The 18,942-nt window shown below is 38.3% G+C and carries 17 protein-coding genes; 8 read left to right on the top strand and 9 right to left on the bottom strand.

The annotated features are described in order from the left end of the window. Positions 1-311 precede the first annotated feature (311 nt). Positions 312-1,556, bottom strand: a complete 1,245-nt coding sequence (locus M3Z76_RS12675) for a Glu/Leu/Phe/Val family dehydrogenase (protein ID WP_293929066.1) — start codon at positions 1,554-1,556, stop codon at positions 312-314. 221 nt (positions 1,557-1,777) lie between these two features. Beyond that, entirely contained in the window at positions 1,778-3,322 is a 1,545-nt protein-coding gene (gene pruA, locus M3Z76_RS12670; protein ID WP_293929068.1) for an L-glutamate gamma-semialdehyde dehydrogenase, read from the bottom strand. A 161-nt stretch (positions 3,323-3,483) separates the two neighbouring features. Here pruA and M3Z76_RS12665 point away from each other — a divergent pair, with 161 nt between their 5' ends. Both M3Z76_RS12665 and M3Z76_RS12660 read left to right on the top strand, forming a co-directional pair. Continuing rightward, positions 3,484-4,779 (top strand): AAA-type ATPase lid domain-containing protein, encoded by a 1,296-nt coding sequence (locus M3Z76_RS12665; protein WP_293929069.1) that lies wholly within the window; start codon positions 3,484-3,486, stop codon positions 4,777-4,779. Positions 4,780-4,798: 19 nt separating this feature from the next. Further along, positions 4,799-5,182, top strand: a complete 384-nt coding sequence (locus M3Z76_RS12660) for a cytidine deaminase family protein (RefSeq protein ID WP_293929070.1) — start codon at positions 4,799-4,801, stop codon at positions 5,180-5,182. 60 nt (positions 5,183-5,242) lie between these two features. On the opposite strand, the gene yugI is transcribed toward M3Z76_RS12660, so the two are convergent. The 3 genes from yugI to M3Z76_RS12645 all read right to left on the bottom strand — a co-directional run bounded on the left by yugI (position 5,243) and on the right by M3Z76_RS12645 (position 7,341). Then, complete coding sequence (yugI, locus tag M3Z76_RS12655) at positions 5,243-5,614, bottom strand: S1 domain-containing post-transcriptional regulator GSP13 (protein WP_293929071.1); 372 nt, start codon at positions 5,612-5,614, stop codon at positions 5,243-5,245. Between the two features lie 94 nt (positions 5,615-5,708). Then, positions 5,709-6,824: a hypothetical protein gene (locus tag M3Z76_RS12650; RefSeq protein WP_293929073.1), complete on the bottom strand. Its 1,116-nt coding sequence runs from the start codon at positions 6,822-6,824 to the stop codon at positions 5,709-5,711. Beyond that, entirely contained in the window at positions 6,817-7,341 is a 525-nt protein-coding gene (locus M3Z76_RS12645) for an RNA polymerase sigma factor (RefSeq protein WP_293929136.1), read from the bottom strand. The genes M3Z76_RS12650 and M3Z76_RS12645 overlap by 8 nt, the downstream gene beginning before the upstream one ends. A 362-nt stretch (positions 7,342-7,703) precedes the next feature. On the opposite strand from M3Z76_RS12645, the gene M3Z76_RS12640 reads away from it, so the two are divergent. Beyond that, positions 7,704-9,029, top strand: coding sequence for a sodium-dependent transporter (locus M3Z76_RS12640; RefSeq protein WP_293929075.1), 1,326 nt, complete (start codon positions 7,704-7,706; stop codon positions 9,027-9,029). Positions 9,030-9,073: 44 nt separating this feature from the next. Here the strand turns inward: M3Z76_RS12640 and M3Z76_RS12635 are convergent, their stop codons facing one another. After that, positions 9,074-9,334 carry a DUF1871 family protein gene (locus tag M3Z76_RS12635; RefSeq protein ID WP_293929077.1) on the bottom strand — a complete coding sequence of 87 codons (261 nt, stop codon included), beginning with the start codon at positions 9,332-9,334 and terminating at the stop codon, positions 9,074-9,076. A gap of 85 nt (positions 9,335-9,419) precedes the next feature. On the opposite strand from M3Z76_RS12635, the gene M3Z76_RS12630 reads away from it, so the two are divergent. Continuing rightward, a complete protein-coding gene (locus M3Z76_RS12630; RefSeq protein WP_293929079.1) occupies positions 9,420-10,595 on the top strand; it encodes a MalY/PatB family protein in 1,176 nt (391 codons plus the stop codon). 147 nt (positions 10,596-10,742) lie between these two features. Next, positions 10,743-11,162 (top strand): hypothetical protein, encoded by a 420-nt coding sequence (locus M3Z76_RS12625; RefSeq protein WP_293929081.1) that lies wholly within the window; start codon positions 10,743-10,745, stop codon positions 11,160-11,162. A 171-nt stretch (positions 11,163-11,333) separates the two neighbouring features. On the opposite strand, the gene M3Z76_RS12620 is transcribed toward M3Z76_RS12625, so the two are convergent. Together M3Z76_RS12620 and M3Z76_RS12615 are read right to left on the bottom strand one after the other, a co-directional pair. After that, on the bottom strand, positions 11,334-11,558 hold the full coding sequence (locus M3Z76_RS12620) for a hypothetical protein (RefSeq protein WP_293929083.1): 225 nt from the start codon (positions 11,556-11,558) through the stop codon (positions 11,334-11,336). Between the two features lie 22 nt (positions 11,559-11,580). Then, on the bottom strand, positions 11,581-12,168 hold the full coding sequence (locus M3Z76_RS12615) for a peptidylprolyl isomerase (protein WP_293929085.1): 588 nt from the start codon (positions 12,166-12,168) through the stop codon (positions 11,581-11,583). A gap of 212 nt (positions 12,169-12,380) precedes the next feature. Between M3Z76_RS12615 and M3Z76_RS12610 the strand changes: the two genes are divergently transcribed. Together M3Z76_RS12610 and M3Z76_RS12605 are read left to right on the top strand one after the other, a co-directional pair. After that, a complete protein-coding gene (locus M3Z76_RS12610; protein WP_293929087.1) occupies positions 12,381-13,598 on the top strand; it encodes an MFS transporter in 1,218 nt (405 codons plus the stop codon). A gap of 116 nt (positions 13,599-13,714) precedes the next feature. Then, the gene (locus tag M3Z76_RS12605; RefSeq protein ID WP_293929089.1) at positions 13,715-15,565 is read left to right on the top strand and encodes a transglycosylase domain-containing protein; all 1,851 of its coding nucleotides are present in this window, start codon (positions 13,715-13,717) and stop codon (positions 15,563-15,565) included. A gap of 225 nt (positions 15,566-15,790) precedes the next feature. Here M3Z76_RS12605 and M3Z76_RS12600 read toward each other — a convergent pair whose 3' ends face one another. Then, positions 15,791-16,354, bottom strand: a complete 564-nt coding sequence (locus tag M3Z76_RS12600) for a DUF5366 family protein (protein ID WP_293929091.1) — start codon at positions 16,352-16,354, stop codon at positions 15,791-15,793. Between the two features lie 167 nt (positions 16,355-16,521). On the opposite strand from M3Z76_RS12600, the gene M3Z76_RS12595 reads away from it, so the two are divergent. Then, entirely contained in the window at positions 16,522-18,942 is a 2,421-nt protein-coding gene (locus M3Z76_RS12595) for a Na+/H+ antiporter subunit A (protein ID WP_293929093.1), read from the top strand.

The raw sequence follows: 18,942 nt of genomic DNA, 5'->3' as shown, positions 1-18,942 counted from the left end.
AAGAGTATTCGTTTTTCTTTATAAAAGGAAAAACAAGAAAACAGAAAATTCAGTTAAAATTTATGCGACGCTAGTGAAACGCTGGAGCATTATTTTTTTCTTTTCTTCACGAATTTGTTTCAATTTTTGTCTATACATAAAAAGACCTGTAGCAATCATAACTACGCTAAAAATAATGATTAACATAAGCAAAATCCTTTTTTACATATCATAAAATTTTTTATTAGACAAAAACTAAACATTTGATAAGTGGGAGTAAAAAATAAAACAAGCCGTCTCCAAATAAGAGAACGACTTGTTTTTTTCTTATTTTACACCCATCCACGGAAGCGAGATGCTTCAGCAGTGCGACGAACGCCTACCATATATGCAGCTAAACGCATGTTAATATTGCGGTTCATTGCAGTTGTGTAGACATTGTCAAAAGCCTCTACCATTTTACGTACTAATTTTTCTTGTACTTCTTCTTCTGTCCAGTAGTAGCCTTGGTTGTTTTGTACCCACTCAAAGTATGAAACTGTTACACCACCAGCAGACGCTAGTACGTCTGGCACTAACAGAATACCACGCTCTGTTAAAATTCTTGTGGCTTCTGCTGTTGTTGGTCCATTTGCTGCTTCTACAACAATGTTAGCTTTCACATTATGTGCATTGTCAGCAGTAATTTGATTTTCAATAGCCGCAGGAACTAAAATGTCACAGTCTAATTCTAGTAGCTCTTTATTTGAAATGGTGTTTTCAAATAGAGTTGTGACAGTACCAAACGAATCGCGACGATCTAATAAATAGTCAATATCTAAACCATTTGGGTCGTGTAGAGCGCCATAAGCATCTGAAATACCGATTACTTTTGCACCTAAGTCACTCATAAACTTCGCTAAGAAGCTTCCTGCGTTACCGAATCCTTGAATTACGATACGAGCACCTTCAATGTTGATACCGCGTTTTTTCGCTGCTTCTTTAATAACGATTGTTACACCTTCCGCAGTTGCTCGGTCACGCCCTTGTGAGCCCCCAAGTACAAGCGGTTTACCTGTAATGAAGCCTGGTGAATTAAATTCATCCATGCGGCTATATTCATCCATCATCCAAGCCATAATTTGAGCATTTGTAAATACATCTGGTGCTGGAATATCTTTTGTTGGTCCTACGATTTGGCTTACCGCACGTACATAACCACGGCTTAAACGTTCAATTTCGCCCATAGACATTTGACGTGGGTCACATATAACGCCGCCTTTACCTCCACCGTATGGTAAGTCTACAATTCCACATTTCAATGTCATCCACATTGAAAGCGCTTTAACTTCTTCGTCAGTAACCGCTGGGTGGAAACGTACACCACCTTTAGTTGGGCCTACTGCATCATTGTGCTGTGCACGATAGCCTGTAAATACTTTTGTTGTACCATCATCCATTTTTACAGGAATACGTACTTCTAACATGCGAAGTGGTTCCTTTAGCAATTCATACATTGCTTCATCATAACCAAGCTTTTGTAACGCTTCTTGAATGACATCTTGTGTCGACGTAAATAGGTTTAAATTTTCAGCCATTATTAATTCGCCTCTTTAACATTTTTAATTGTTTTTTGATATCGCCAACATTGTAACATATTTCAACAAAGATTTGTTTATAATTTTGTCACATTTTAAATAATATACAACAAATTTTACACATTTTCATACATGACATATAAAATTTACGCAAAAGTAACTAAATTTAACGCATAATCGTAAAAAATAGCGGACGCACTATTGTCCGTCCGCTATTGTGGTTAAAGCATTTCTGAAGTTGTTTTTGCTTGCATGTGTAATTGTAAGTAGTCAGGGCCACCTGCTTTTGAGTCTGTTCCTGACATGTTGAAGCCACCGAATGGTTGGTAGCCAACAATCGCACCTGTACAGCCACGGTTGAAGTAAAGATTTCCTACGTGGAATTCTTCACGTGCTTTTTCTAGGTTCATACGGTTGTTTGTAATCACTGCACCTGTTAAGCCGTACTCTGTATCGTTTGCAATTTCAATTGCTTCATCGAAGTCTTTTGCTTTTGCAATCGCTACAACTGGTCCGAAGATTTCTTCCTTCATAATACGTGCATCACGTGCTACGTCTGCAAATACTGTTGGGTGTACAAAGTAACCTACAGAATCATCTGCTGCGCCACCTGCTACAAGACGTCCTTCGCCTTTTCCGATTTCAATGTACTCTGTTACTTTATTGAATGCTGCTTGGTCAATTACTGTTGCCATGAAGTTTGATGGATCTGCTGGATCACCGATTGTTAATGCTTTTGTTAGCTCTTCTACACGGTTTACCACTTGATCGTATACATCCTCTACAATAACAGCACGTGAACATGCAGAACATTTTTGACCAGAGAAACCAAATGCAGATTTCACGATTGATTGTGCTGCTAATTCAAGATCTGCTTCTTTATCAACAACGATTGTATCTTTACCGCCCATTTCAGCGATAACACGTTTAATCCAAATTTGACCTTCGTTTAAGACAGATGCACGTTGGTTAATACGTAAACCAACATCGCGTGAACCTGTGAAGCTGATGAAGCGTGTGCGTGGGTGATCTACTAAGTAGTCGCCTACTTCTGCGCCAGAACCTGGTACATAGTTTACCGCACCTGCTGGTAAGCCCGCTTCTTCTAATACTTCGATAAATTTATATGCTACAACTGGTGTTGTAGAAGCTGGTTTTAATAATACTGTGTTCCCTGTAACTAAAGCTGCTACTGTTGTACCTGCCATAATTGCAAATGGGAAGTTCCAAGGAGAGATAACGATACCAACACCTAATGGAATATAGTCATAACGGTTGTATTCACCTGGACGGCTTTCTACAGGTTGACCGTCTTTAATACGTAGCATTTGACGACCGTAGTATTCTAAAAAGTCGATTGCTTCTGCTGTATCTGCGTCTGCTTCGTTCCAAGGTTTTCCCGCTTCTTTTGTTAATAATGCAGAGAATTCGAATTTGCGACGACGGATAATTGCTGCTGCTTTGAATAATACGTCTGCACGAATAGCTGGATCTACTTTCTTCCATGTTTTGAATGTTTCATCCGCCACTTGCATTGCTTTTTCAGCAAGCTCGCGTGAAGCTTTCGATACGCGACCAATCACTTCTGTTTTTTTCGCTGGATTGTATGACACGATTTTGTCTTCTGTTGTGATGCGCTCGCCACCGATAATTAATGGGTAGTCTTGACCTAAATAGCCTTCAACTGTTTTTAAGCCTGCGATGTACGCGTCTTTGTTTTCTTGTTGTGAGAAATCTGTGAATGGTTCGTGTTTATATGGAATCATGAAAAATCCTCCTAAAATAATTTTTTGTAAATTATTAAATGTCATTTCATGCAAAAAAAATTTGCACTTCATCACACTTTATATTTATAATAATGCAAAAGATTGTTGCTTTTTTCAAGTATAATCTTTTAAAAAATTTATGAAAATTTGAGGTGCTTGCATTGTTTGAACAGCAAAGACAACTCATTCCCTTTTACATACATGCAATTGAGCATATTTCTGTAGGGATTCATGCAATTGATACCGAAGGCAAAACATTGCTTTATAATGCAAAAATGAAGGAAATTGAAGGCTATGCTTTTGAAGAAATGACAAGCCATTCCCTTTTTGAACTTTTTGCATTTCGTAAAAAAGATAGTACACTATGGCGCGTTTTACAAACCGGGCGCAAAGAAATGAATGTCAAGCAAACGTATCGCAATAAAAACGGGCATGAAATTACGACGCTAAATGATACATTCCCTATTTTTGACCAAAATAAACTTATTGGGGCTATCGAATTTGCACGTGATATTACATCATTGGAAAAGCTTATATACCAGCCGTTAAGAAGATACGGTGAACCATTGACATTCGATGCAATCACAGCTGTGTCAAACGCGATGCAGCAGGTGATGACACATGCAAAAAAGGCAGCACATGCTCGCATTCCAGTTTTGCTGGTTGGTGATTCTGGAACAGGCAAAGATTTGATTGCTGAAAGTATTCATCATGCATTATTGCCAACTAGTGATGACTTTATTACATTTTTCAGTAGACGCGATGAGCAAATCGTCGAAAACATTCGCCATTATTTACATACTAATGGCAGCTACACATTTTTCTTCGAGCGCATTGAATTTTTATCCATCGATATGCAGGAGCAGCTGCTTGCTATTTTAAAGGAGCTTTCCGTTACAAAGCATATGATTATTGGCAGCATTGGTAGTGATCCTATCGACTTAATTGGCGATGGTCAATTGTTAAAGGAGCTTTATTATTTCTTCGCTAATTTAACAATTTCTATACCACCACTATGCGAGCGAAAAGAGGATATCGAACCGTTCGTTACCGATTATTTTGCTCGTCATCGTGCTCGCTTTGCCTCCTTTATTCAAGGTTTATCGCCTGAGGTCATGCGGTTATTTATGAGCTATGATTGGCCAGGAAATTTGAAGGAATTAGAGTTATTGCTTGATGAAATTGCAGCTGTGATAACCAATGAAGAGGTCGTCACATTTGAAATGTTGCCATTGCACTTCCGCTTCAAAGTACAGCAAACCGATGCAAAGACGAGCTTGATTTTAAACGATGAGCAGCTGCTACCACTTGATGAATATTTGCGCGATGCTGAGATGTTTTATGTGCAAAATGTGTTGAAGATGCACAATGGCAATGTCACAAAAGCTGCCACTGCGCTTGGGATGAGCAGACAAAATTTACAATATCGCCTGCGCAAATGGAAGCAATATGATTAACTATTGAGAGGTAATAGTAATGAATTTTAGTGAACTTCTAAAAAAAGCACAGGCAGTTACTAAACCAACAATGCTTTCACCATGGGCAGAGGCTGGTAGTGTAGGTGCAGCGATTTTAACTCAAAATGGCCATGTCTATGTAGGTGTTTGTATTGATACAGCTTGTTCAATGGGGTTTTGTGCTGAGCATGCAGCAGCTGCTTCTATGGTGACAAATGGTGAAAATAAGATTGCAAAAGTAATCGCAGTCAACTCGGAAGGTATAATTTTCCCACCGTGTGGAAGATGTAGAGAATTTTTAAGCCAGCTAGCTGTCGAAAACCTTGAGGCTGAGGTAATGGTCAATGCTAATGCAATCGTGAAGTTAAAGGATTTACTTCCATATGATTGGCGTACACAATAACTCAATCCATAAAAGAACCTTCTAAAGCCTGTTCATGCTTTAGAAGGTTCTTTTGATTTACTATTTTTGCCCTGATTGGTCAATCCATTCCTGTAGCTTATCCTTCAATGGTTGAAAGCCTGCCGCATCATCCTCATCAATTCGCTCCTGCAATGTTTTGCGCTGTTCCTTTTTCATTGGGGTAGGCTCTTCCTGCAATGCGCGAATCGATAAGCTTATTTTTTGCGACCCATCCTCAATTTCTAAAATTTTTACGGTAATCTCATCGCCAACTTTTAAAAAATGACTAACATCCTTTACAAAGCCATACGTAATTTCTGATATGTGCACAAGTCCTTGCGTTTGCTCATCCAATGCTACAAATGCTCCGTATGGTTGAATTCCAGTTACTTTTCCAGTTAGCACGTCACCCACTTTGTATTGTTTTTCCATAATACGTTCCTACCTTCTGTGTCTATATACGAAAATGTCATGTTAAATTATAACATAGTGCACTAGACAGAACAAAGGAACGCCCTAATGTTGATTACGGATATTTTTTCGCTAACAGTGCATTCCAAATCGTTCGATAATCGATTTGTTCCATTGTTGTTGATTTTCCAGTTGCTGCAAGTTCCTCTAAAATTGCTGTTGCAATTGGCGCAACAGCGCTGTCTTCAGTTATTAAAAATTGAAGCAATTGTTGATACTCTTGATTTTTAGCTTGTCCTGTCAAAAGCTTAACCATTATTAATTCATAGCTACTTTTCAGATACCCATTATATTGATCATATGCTTCTGTTAGCAATTTCCGTTCCAAAATGAGCGTTGATTTTGCTGCTTCCTTAGGATCTACGACAAGCTCTCCTGCATAAAAATAATACTTTACTTTCATTACTTCCAAAAGGCCCATTGTTTCAGGTGAAAATATAGTAAGCAGCTCTTTTTCAATGGTCGTGTAATCAAAAACGAGCCTCTTTTTTCCACCAAACTCCATCAATACAAAGCCTTCGTTCTTTGCTGCTGCAATAATTTCAGACGTATATGTGATCACATCATAGAGCTCACTAAGCGCTCTCACCTTTTCCATATAAGTATACAAAGCACTCATTTCTTCTACATCATCTTGTCGTTGCTTTGACAGCATTAATTTCGGCGAATGTAATTTTTCGATTGTCTCATTTTGATAAACAGCTAACTGTCCCTGCCAAGCTCCTTGTGCATAGCGTTCCAGCGTCTCATCGCTTGTATAAAATCGATAGCTCGCTTCCGCATTTTGCACATATGCTAAAGAATTGAATTGTTCTTCTGTCAATCGCAACGTTTTCCGCTGACGTTCCTTTTCCTCTTTATAAAGTGGTGCAAAAGCTTGACGCCATGCTTCAAATTCCTTTTTTGCTGCAACAACTCTCTCGACATTTGCACGCTCTACGTCATTGATTGCCTGCATCTCTTGCTGCTGTTGTGTAGCATAAAGCGATACTAATATCGCTAAAATACAGGCACTTGCTAATACAACAATCCACAGACTTCGCTGTTGTCTTTTTCTTGGTAGCTCATCTGGTAAATTTGCCACCACTTTTTCAACATTTACGAGCGAGGGCATTTTGTCATAATGATTTTTCAGCTTTGTCATACGTGCTTCAAATTGTTGATCATCCATTGCTTTCTCCTCCTTGCTGTAAAATGGCTTTTAATTGCTCCTTAGCACGCATTAAGCGCACTTTCACCGTAGACAAAGAAATTGTTAAAATCTCAGCAATTTCCTCATACTTACAATCGTGAAAATAATATAAAACAATTGGCATACGGTATTTTTCATCCAAGGTTAAAATCGCCTCATGTAACGCTATATCGTCTGTTGTCATATGTACAATAGAACTTGACTCATATTGCAACTTGTCTCTCTTGCGCTTTTCTCGTTGCTCTTTACGATAATAATCGCGCACTGTATTTAACGTCATTTTATAAAGCCATGTCGTAAATTTCCCTTGCTCAAATTGTGCTAAAAAACGATACAGCTTAATAAATACTTCCTGTGTCACATCCTGTATGTCATTGCTATGTACACCACATTGAAAGGAGAATTTTTCAACTGTTTTATAATGTAAACGTACAAGCTCGGCATATGCCTCCTTGTCCCCTGTAGCTGCTCGCTTTAAAAGCAACTGCTCCATAATGCTTCCCCCTTCCATTTTTCCTATTAATGATACGATTGTTTTCTCCATTTTGTTACATTCGTTTTATTTCTTTCAATTACGCCTTGGCGTAATTGCGTCGGGATTTTGAATTGTGCTTGCACTTAGCAGAAGTTAACCTAAAAGCGTCACATCCTGTGACAACGGTTAACTGACCTGCATCGTGCAGGCCTCCTTTCAAAATCCCTGACATCCGCCGGAGGCTTTATTAGAATTCAGCACTCCACCTATAAAGATAGGCGTTTTCTGGCTCCTGTGGTTACTCGTCGCAAAAAAGATTGCTGAATTCTAATAAAAAGTGTTGTAGAATAAATACTTGTTTCAATTATTAAGGAGGGTTTTCTTTGGCTTCACGAGAGCATTTTGCATCAAGAATTGGCTTTATTTTAGCTGCTGCTGGAAGTGCCATTGGCATTGGCGCAATATGGAAATTTCCATATATGGTCGGTACAAATGGAGGCAGTGTTTTTATTTTTTTGTTTATTATTTGCACATTATTATTAGGGCTGCCTATTTTAATTGCTGAATTTATGATTGGTCGTCGTGGACAAACAGGCGCAATTCAATCATTTAAAAAACAGGCGCCACATCGACCATGGTTTTTAATTGGTTGGCTCGGTGTCATAACGAGTGGTTTGATTTTATCGTTTTATAGCGTTGTAGGTGGCTGGATTTTAAGCTATTTACTGCGAGCAATAACATTTCGTCTATCAGGGCAAGGCATTGATTTTTCGCAGCTATTTCAACAAGTGATTGAAAATCCACTGGAAGTCATTATTGCACAGGGCGCATTTATGCTTATTACACTACTGATCGTACAAGCGGGTGTGAAAGATGGCATTGAAGTAGCAAGCAAGTGGATGATGCCATTGCTCTTTATCTTTTTCGTTTTATTATGTATTCGTTCCATCACACTGGATGGCGCAATGGAAGGTGTACGCTTTATGTTTGTACCAGACTGGTCGTACTTCAATAGCGAAACCTTTTTATTAGCGCTTGGTCAAGCCTTTTTCTCCCTAAGTGTCGGGATTTGCATTATGGTTACATACGCCTCGTATTTACCAAAGGAAGAAAATATCGTAAGCTCTGGTGTCAATGTTGCAACGATGAATATTATCATTTCATTACTTGCAGGGCTAGTCATTTTCCCTGCTGTTTTTGCGCTAGGCTATTCACCTACAGAAGGACCTGGTCTTGTCTTTATGATTATTCCTGCTGTTTTTGAGCAGCTACCATTTGGTCAAATACTATTAATTATCTTCTTTATTTTACTGTTATTTGCAACGATTACTTCAGCTATTTCCTTGCTGGAGGTTGTCGTTTCTAACAGCATTGGCGAACGTCTACATTTGCGTAAAAAAGCAGCATGGCTATTTGCAGCACTTATTTTTATCATCGGGATTCCAAGCGCGCTCTCCTTCGGTACATTATCAAATATCACATTTTTCAATAAATCAATATTTGATTTTATCGACTATTTGACGAATAGTATTGCAATGCCAGTTGGAGCATTGTTCATTTCATGGTTTGCTGGCTATTATTATGAAAAGCAGCTATCACAGCGAGAGCTACAAACGACCCCACTATTATTTACAGCTTGGTATACAATTGTGCGTTATATTGCACCAATTGCCATTGTTGTTATTTTAATTCGTGGCATCATAGGCTAAAAATAGCCGTTGGGAAAAATGTCATTTCCCGACGGCTATTTTTACTATATAATGCATTTCGCTTCAAATTTAATCGCAATCAATTTATAGGCCATTTCGACGCAATGCTCAAATGGAATCCACTGTTCATAAGAATGCTCATAAACCATTTGAATAACCTTTGCTAATTCGCTTGGGTCATCTATCCGTTGCAACTTAGCAACGACATCTGCTGCCTCTGTCTCATAGCTCCCCTGACCTAAATGAAAAGGGTCCCATTCTTCAAGCACTTTTACAGCCTTTTGATTCATTTCGATATTTTCCACTATTACTATTCCCCTAAATTATTATATTTATATGATTCGTATGTTAACATATAATAAAATGAAACTAAAGGAAAGAGTGATAACTATGTCAATTTTCAATGAAGTGGTTGATCGTCGTAAATCCCGTTCTTATAAATGGGATCGTATGGAGCAAATTTTTAATATTGAAGATGCAAGCGATATTTTGCCAATGTGGATTGCCGATATGGATTTCGCTGCACCTCAAGCAGTAATTGCAGCTATCGAAGAGCGTTTACAGCATCCTGTATTCGGCTACTCATACGTTTGTGGTGGCTGTAAAAATGCTGTTGTTAATTGGTATGAGCGCCGCCATCAATGGACAATTGATCCAGAAACAATTTTATTCCACCATGGTGTTGTGCCAGCAATCGCTAGCATTATCGAAACATTTACAGCACCAAATGATAAAGTGGCGATTTCAACACCGGTTTATCCACCATTTTCAAACGTTCCAAAAAGCCAAGGCCGCGAGCTCGTTTGCTGTGATTTAGTTGAAGTAAACGGTTCTTACACGTATGATTTTGCAGCACTTGAGGAGCTATTCAAAGAAGGTGTGAAACTTTACATACTATGTAACCCGCATAATCCAGCTGGCGTTGTATGGAGCCGTTCGCAATTAGAGGAGCTCGTTGCACTATGTATTAAATACGATGTTTATTTGTTAGCAGATGAAATTCATGCAGATGTCATTTTACCTGGTGCGAAATTCATACCAACATTAACAGTAGCGGGTAGTGCACAAGCAAAAATCATTTCCTGCATTGCGCCGACAAAAACATTTAACTTAGCCGGTATTCAAGCTGCTATGATGGTTGTACCAAATGAGGATTTACGCAAAGAATTAGAACAAAATGCAATGGCACATGGCAAAATGGATTTAAATGCATTCGCCTCTGCCGCTGTACAAGCTGCTTATACAGATGGCGATGCTTGGTTAGATGAATTAATTAGCTATTTATCTATCAATATGGATTATGTTGTCAACGAATTAAACGCATTAGATGGCATTTCTGTTGCAAAGCCTAACGGCACGTACTTAATGTGGATTGACTACCGTGCAACGGGCTTGTCAGAAGAGGAAATGATGCAGCGTTTATTAACGATTGGTAAAATTGCTTTAGAGCCTGGCACAAAATATAGTGAAGCAGGCCGAGGTTTCCTGCGTATGAACGTTGCCTGTCCACTAGCTGTTGTGGAAGATGGCGTTGCTCGCTTTAAAAAGGCGCTTGCTGCTAATTAAATAAAAGACGAACAAAGGATAGCCGAAAGAAAACTCGGACATCCTTTGTTTTTTCGTTTCATTGGGTGAATGATCATTTTTTTAGAAACTTCCTATGTGAGAAAAGCGTATTTAATGATATGTAATAAAGATGGAGGCATTTTCATTATGAGAGTAATAAAATTTTTGTTGATAACGGTCATTGTACTTGGGCTAGTAGGTTATGGCGTTTACCATTTCGGCATGCAATTTATTGCTGGAAAAGTAGCAGAAACGGTAACGCTGGAATTAGCGAACAGCGAGCAAGCTGAAGCAGTCAAGCAAGTGATTGAGCAAAACCCAACACTTACAGGCTATATGGAGGAGGCAAAGGCAGCGAACCCTAAAGAATTGCCTTTTACGACAAAGGAAGAGGCAACGCAGGTGTTGATTGAAAAAGTAGGTGTAACAACATTAAATGATATTCGTGTCAAAGCAGAAAATGGCATGCTTTCACAGGAGGAAATCATTCAACAGCTGCAAAATAAATTAACAGCAGAGGAGCAGCTCGCTTTAAAGGTAATTATTTATCAAGAATTATATAAATAAGCAAAAAGGAGCGTCCGCAAAGTCATTTGGGGACGCTCCCTTTGCAACGAGAATGGTGACAATTGATTGTGACCACCGCAGGAGCACAATTTTAATCAAAAATTTATTATGTAAAAAAGCGGAGCTGTTCAGAAAGTTCACTTTCTGAACGGCCCCTTTTTCGTTCTACAACTATTTTTGTTCCTGCTCTTTTTTCATGCGCTCATCGCGCTCTGCTAATGCACGTGCCTCAAGCTTCTTCGCTTCCTGCTCTTGCTTTTTCGCAAATTTACGTATAAGTTTAAGAACTAAAAAACATAACCCTAACAAAAGAAGTATTTCTATAAACGCTGGTAAATATGTTGATTTATCCTCCGGGAAATAAAGAAAGCCAAAATTTAATATGAATGAAGTCATTATTCACACTTCTCTCAACGAATTATTCAAAAACTGTAATTGATTCAATTTTAATGTCTTCAACAGGCTTATCATTCATGCCTTTTTCCACATTGGCAATTTTATCAACGATATCCATACCTTCAACCACATGTCCAAACACCGTGTGCTTATGGTCTAACCAAGGTGTACCACCATGTTCAGCATAGTATTCAATTGCTTCTTTCGGGAAGTTTGCTTGCTCCATTTGACGGATCATATCACTTGGGATATGTGGCATTTGCACGATGAAAAATTGTGAGCCATTTGTATTGGGGCCCGCATTTGCCATTGATAATGCGCCACGGAAGTTAAATAAATCATGGTGGAACTCATCTTCGAAAGAGCCGCCCCAAATTGATTCACCGCCCATACCTGTACCAGTTGGGTCACCGCCTTGAATCATAAAATCAGTGATTACACGATGGAAGATGATTCCATTATAATATCCTGATTTTGCATGCCCTAAAAAGTTTTCAACTGTTTTTGGAGCTTGCTCTGGGAATAATTTAATTTTAATTGAACCCATTGTTGTATTCATTTCTACTAAAACTTCGCCAGCATTTAGCTCTGTCGTTAATTGTGGAAACATAAGTGTCTCTCCTTTAATTTTAATCATTAAACCTTTTCTATTCTAACATATTTCTTTTCATTTTTCCGCTTTTCGCAATCAAGTTACTTCCTTCGTGTTACGAAATAAGTTATACTATATGTCAATATCTTGTCTCAGCTAAATAACCTCATGTCAAATGTCTCGAACTTCTGCTGAGTATACCTACTAAGTGAGAAAGAATGTGACGCACAATGAAAAACAGAAAACACAATTTTATTATTATTTTAATCTCCAACTTTATCGTTGCAGGCTCTACAACTATGATTATGCCCTTCCTTTCGCTCTATATCGACACGCTCGGTAACTTCTCAGAAAGCTATGTACAAAAATGGGCAGGCTTTATTTTTGCCGCAACCTTTATTACAGCCTTTTTAATGTCACCAATTTGGGGACGCATTGCAGATAAATATGGCTATAAGCCGATTATGATTATTAACTGCTTTGGTATTGCCATCAGCATCTTTTTAATGGGCTATGTGCAAAATGTTGCACAATTTTTTATACTGCGCTTATTTATGGGCGTTGTAACAGGCTTTATTCCTACGTCCATGGCCTTTATTAGCAAACACACCCCGAAAGAAATCGCAGGGAAAACATTAGGTACGTTGCAAATGGGTAGCGTTGGTGGGACTTTATTCGGTCCGGTTATCGGCGGCTTACTTGCAGATACTTTTGGTTTTACTTATACGTTTTTATATACCGCCATCGCTATTGTTCTTTCAGGCATTATTATTATTTTCGGTATTCATGAGCCTGAAATCATCAAAAAGAAAAAAAGCGCCATTTACTCTCGTAAAAATGTGTTATGGGCGATTTTCCACCACCGTCTTATGTTCAGTGTTATGATTGTGACGAGTTTAATTCAAATCGGCAATTTTAGCATCCAACCCTTGCTTTCTTTATACGTCACACATTTAACAACAGCCGCAAACGTCGCTATGCTCGCAGGCGTCGCATTTAGCGCAGCAGGCTTAGGTAATATACTGTTTGCACGCTTCTGGGGTCATTTAAGCGACCAAATTGGCTATGAGCGCGTATTGACTGTCCTGTTAATTTGCTGTGTGATGTTCGTTGTACCACAGGCATTTGTTACATCGCTATGGCAGCTCATTATATTACGCCTTCTATTTGGTATTGTCGCGGGCGGCTTAATTCCGATTACTTCCGCCTTAATTCGCCGTGATGCACCTGTTGCCATTCAAGGAGAAGTAATGGGCTATAGCCAAAGCTTCCGCTTTTTAGGCAATATTATCGGTCCTGTACTCGGCGGTATTGTCAGTGGATTATTTAATATTCCAGCTGTCTTTTACGTAACAGGCTCCTTATTCCTAATTGCCTTTATTATTTTATATTTTATCCGAAAAGCCCCTATACAATATATGGACGACATGTTAAAAGAGCATGCATAATACTGAAGTGGCAGGAAAAGTTTTCGCAACGCTTTTCCTGCCACTTTTTAGTACATTTAGCCATTCCAGAAACTCCCGTCTTATGCTATGATAAATGATTATTGGAGGCATAATTTATGAGAAAATTTTCCGGCTTTCTTATCATTATTGGCTGTTTTCCTCTTTTATTTTTTTTAAGTAGTGAAATTTCCTATGAAATTGAGGCAGCACGCACATTTGAAAACCAAATGCAGGATTCAATCGAATTTCCAGATATCACTTCTAAGCTGCCTATTACATTAGTGGATAAAAATAATGATGTCTATAGCGAGGAATATGTAGAATGGCGACAGCCAACATCGCTTGAAAATATTCCCCAAATTGTTAAGGATATTTTCATTTACAGTGAGGATAGCGATTTTTATGAGCATATCGGATTTGATTTGAGCGCCATTGCCCGAGCGCTTGTTATTAATACAGCTGAGCAATCCGTACAGCAGGGTGGCAGTACAATTACACAGCAATTAGTCCGTATGCGCTATTTATCAGAGGAAAAAACATATGAGCGAAAATTAATGGAAATTTTCTACTCCTATGAACTAGAAAAGCATTATAGCAAAACAGAAATTTTAACGATGTATTTGAATGAAATTTATTTCAGCAATCAAGTATATGGTATCTCAAGTGCGGCAACTTATTATTTTGGTAAGCCGTTAAGTAAGCTATCATTAGCAGAAATCGCCTTTATTGCAGCAATTCCTAACAACCCATCGCTTTATGATCCTTTGAAAAATTTTGAACAAACGAAGGCTCGACAGGAGCGCTTGCTACAAATATTAGCGGAGCATGAGGTTATTACATTGGCTGAGGCAGAAACACAAAAAAGCGTACCAATCCAGCTAAATGTTAAGCAAAAAATACAACAATACCCTGCCTATAGTACATATGTTTTACAAGAATTAAAATGGTTAGTTGCACAAAATGAAGGATTCGATGTTTTGCTAGCAAATGCGGAAACAGAGCAGGACAAGGAACAGTTACAAAAACAGCTGCAAAATAAGGTAGATGCCTTGTTCCAACAAGGGGCCATTGTCCATACAGCACTAGATCCTGCAAAGCAATTGCATGATGAGCAAGCGATCAATCAAATTTTAGCATCCTCTGAGCTACAAGCAAGTGCAACGATTATTAATAATGAAACGAGAGAGATTACAAGTATTTATGGCGGGAAGAACTATAAAAAATTCGATTTGCATCGTGCATATCAAACACCGCGTCAACCAGGCTCTGCTTTTAAGCCTTTAGCAGTGTATGCACCTTATTTTGAAACAATAGATGCCTCCCCCTCCTCCACTGTAAGCGGGGGCGCTTATTGTATCGGCACTTTCTGCCCTGAAAACTATGGTGGTGGACTTTATGGTCAAGTATCTTTGTCGACAGCCTTTCGACACAGCTATAATACAAGTGCATTGCGATTGTACAATACAATCGGTATTGATACTGCTTTCTCTTATTTAGAGCGATTCAATTTCAGATCGCTTGACCCGCGAGACTATACGTATGCGACAGCACTTGGCGGTTTAACATATGGCGTGACATCACTAGAGCTAGCAGATGCTTATACAAGCTTTATTGATGGCTCATACGCACAAGCACATGCCATTCGAAAGGTAACCGATTTACAAGGCAATATCCTTTATAAATGGCCAACTGAGCGGGCAGTTATTTGGTCACCTAAAACCGTTCGTTATATGCGTCAGCTGCTCACAGATGTTGTGACAGGTGGGACAGGTGTTGGTCTTTATACATCTACAAATTATCTTGGTGCAAAAACAGGAACAACGAACGATTTTAAAGATTTATGGCTCGCCGGTTTAACAGCTACGGAAACCGCTGCTGTATGGCTTGGCTATGATATCCCGCAATCAATGGAAGATATCGAGCGCTATCAAATTCATTACCAAATTTTTAATGCGATTATGAATTAATGAAAGGGGCCGTCCAGAAAGTGAACTTTCTGGACGGCCCCGTTTTTTTACATAGTCAATTTTTGATTAAAATTGTGCTCCTGCAGTGGGCACAATAGAGCTTTTCTGCGACCAGTAACCGCAGGAGCAAATGGTTTTAACTGCGACGAGTAATCGCAGGAGCAAATTGTCACCATCCTCATCGCAAAGGGAGCGTCCCAAAATGACTTTTCGGACGCACCCTTTTCAATTTGCAAACGGCAAGCTTGCTAATACACCATTATAAAGCTTCACTACAACATAAAAGATTAAAACGATAAACAATGTCCAAACGATTATTTCAAAGAAAATTAAGCCAATCATACCACCAATCGACATGAAATTACTCATTTTATATACCGTATATACAAAATAAATAAGAACTGTTAATACAAAAACAATGAGCAGTATGATGAAAGATTGAATGCCAAAGGCTGATAGCAAAGCACCGAAAAAGAAAATGACATAGCCTCCACGTGCAGCATTCATCGTTTCTCCTACTTTATCGCTAGAAAAAAACAGCATACCAAGCTCATGTATTGTTTCACCAATTAATTTAAATGCGGAAAACATCATGAAAAAAATAAGTGCAAAAACAATTAACAAAAATATCCGCAACTCTAAATCGGATAAAAATTCACGCATTCCTGTATAAACACCAATCACTTTAAAAAACTCAATGGATTGTGTCACGGTAAAAATACCGAATGTCAAACTAAATAATAAAATGGTGAACAACGGTAAATAACCGTATAAATATGGATTTTTCATAAAAATTTTTACCCTCAAATTTCGTTATTCTTTCCTATTTATAATAACGAACAAATAGCTCTATCTGCAAGGGGTTAATTGCCTATGTGTACATGCAATTGCATGAAAAATCAGTTATAATGAATATTGTTAGTGTTTTACAACGTTATGAAGGGAGGCTTTATGAGATGCAAGTTTTGGCGATTTTTATTCCTTTATTAGCAGCCATCTTTATTCCACTATTATTCCGTTATGCTCGAACAATACATACTGGTTGGTTCGTACTAATTGTACCTCTTCTACTTGTTAGTTATTATGTAACATTTATTTCCCGGGTAATGGATGGAGATACTGCACTTGCTTCTTTTAATTGGATTCCATCTTTAAATATTTCATTTGAATCTTATTTAGATGGTCTTAGCTTATTATTTTCTTTATTAATTACGGGAATCGGTGCACTTGTTGTTCTATATTCCATTTTTTATTTAGACAAAACAAGAGAGCAGCTGCATAATTTTTATATTTACTTATTAATGTTTATGACAGCGATGCTTGGCGTTGTCCAATCTGATCATATGATTACATTGTATTTATTTTGGGAGCTGACATCGATTTCTTCTTTTTTACTAATCGGCTATTGGTTCCAGCGTGATAAATCACGTTTTGGTGCATTAAAATCGATGATGATTACAGTTGCAGGTGGCCTGTTGATGCTTGGGGGCTTTGTGCTCTTAGCACAAATGGGTGGTACATACTCCATTCGTGGATTAATTGCACAAGCACCATATTTTTGGGATAGCCAATACTTTGTACTAGCATTAGTCCTTATTTTACTTGGTGCTTTTACAAAATCGGCACAATTCCCATTTTATATTTGGTTACCAGATGCAATGGAAGCACCAACACCTGTCAGCGCATATCTACATTCTGCGACAATGGTGAAAGCTGGGATTTATTTAGTTGCACGCTTCACACCGATATTTGCTATATCAGAAGTATGGATTTGGCTTGTTACAGGTATTGGTCTGTTAACACTTATATGGGGCTCATTCTTTGCAGTAAAACAAACCGATTTAAAAGGAATTCTAGCCTTTTCAACAGTCAGCCAATTAGGTTTGATTATGTCATTGTTAGGTGCTAGTGCCATCGCCTTTCATGTGGAAGATGCCGCAAATACGGTGTTTAAATATGCCGCATTCGCAGCGATTTTCCATTTAATTAATCATGCTACGTTTAAAGGTAGCTTGTTTATGATTGCTGGTATTGTCGACCATGAAACAGGAACGCGCGATATTCGAAAGCTTGGCGGATTAATGAGCATTATGCCAGTTAGTTTTTCTGTTGCTTTCATTAGCGGCTTATCAATGGCTGGATTACCACCATTTAACGGCTTTCTAAGTAAGGAAATGTTTTTAACAGCAATGCTTGCATTAAAAGATTTTGAATTATTCGAATTTAGCACATGGGGAATTTTACTCCTAATCGTTGCTGTCGTTGCAAGTATTTTCACATTTGTTTATAGCTTCTATTTCGTATTCAAAACATTTATGGGCAAATTGCAGGCGGACAAGCTACCACAAAAACCGCATGAAGCACCAATTGGGATGCTTGTTGCACCAATGATTTTAGCAGCGCTTGTTCTACTGATTTTCTTTATACCGAATCTCATTGGCTCCGTATTTATTAAACCAGCTGTTTTTGCGATTCAACCTTTTTTATATCAAGACATGCCTTCTAGTATCGATATTACAGTGAAGCTATGGCATGGCTGGACAGCACCTGAGCTGTGGTTAACAATTGGCATTGTCATAATTGGTGCGATTTTATTTATGACATTAAACAAATGGAAAAAGCTATATCATCTACAGCCTGAGAAGCTGTCGATTAATACTCTTTATGATTTTATAATGGATGGCTTCTTCAATCGTGGAATGGCAAAACTATCAAAACGCATTATGCATGGCTCTACACGTCATTACTTTATGTACATGTTTGCAGCGATTAGCTTGATTGTTATTGGCACATTATTTTATAAAAATGCCTTTAAACTATCATTTAAAGATGCTGCACCAATTGAGTTGTATCAATTAATTTTAATTATTGTTCTTGTATTAGGCACATTAACAACACTTATCGCAAGATCACGTATTACAGCGATTGTCGGTTTAGGTGCTGTCGGTTATACAGTTGCGCTGTTCTTCGTTATGTTTAATGCACCCGACTTAGCACTAACACAGCTCGTAATTGAAACGATTTCCGTTGCACTGTTTTTACTTGTCTTTTACCATTTACCTCGTTTAGGCAAGGTGAAAGAATATACGCCTTTCCGCTTTAGACGTTTAGTTGTTTCAATCGGAATTGGTGCAATGGTCACGCTACTCGCTTTATCAGCACATTCGCAAAAGCTAGTAGGCTCAATCAATCAATATTATAAAGATACGGTTTACACATTAGCGGGTGGCGGTAATATCGTGAACGTTATTTTAGTGGATTATCGTGGCTTTGATACATTGTTTGAAATCACGGTGCTTGGCCTTGCGGGTATGGGCATTTATGCAATGATTAAGCTACGTTTAAGCAGAAAGGAGAAGTCGAATGAAAGCGAATAA

Origin of the sequence: Metasolibacillus sp. (genome assembly GCF_025291715.1) — a bacterium.
Taxonomy (GTDB): Bacteria; Bacillota; Bacilli; order Bacillales_A; family Planococcaceae; genus Metasolibacillus; species Metasolibacillus louembei.
The sequence above is the reverse complement of the archived record's forward strand: the minus strand, read 5'-3'. Positions and strand labels throughout refer to the sequence as shown.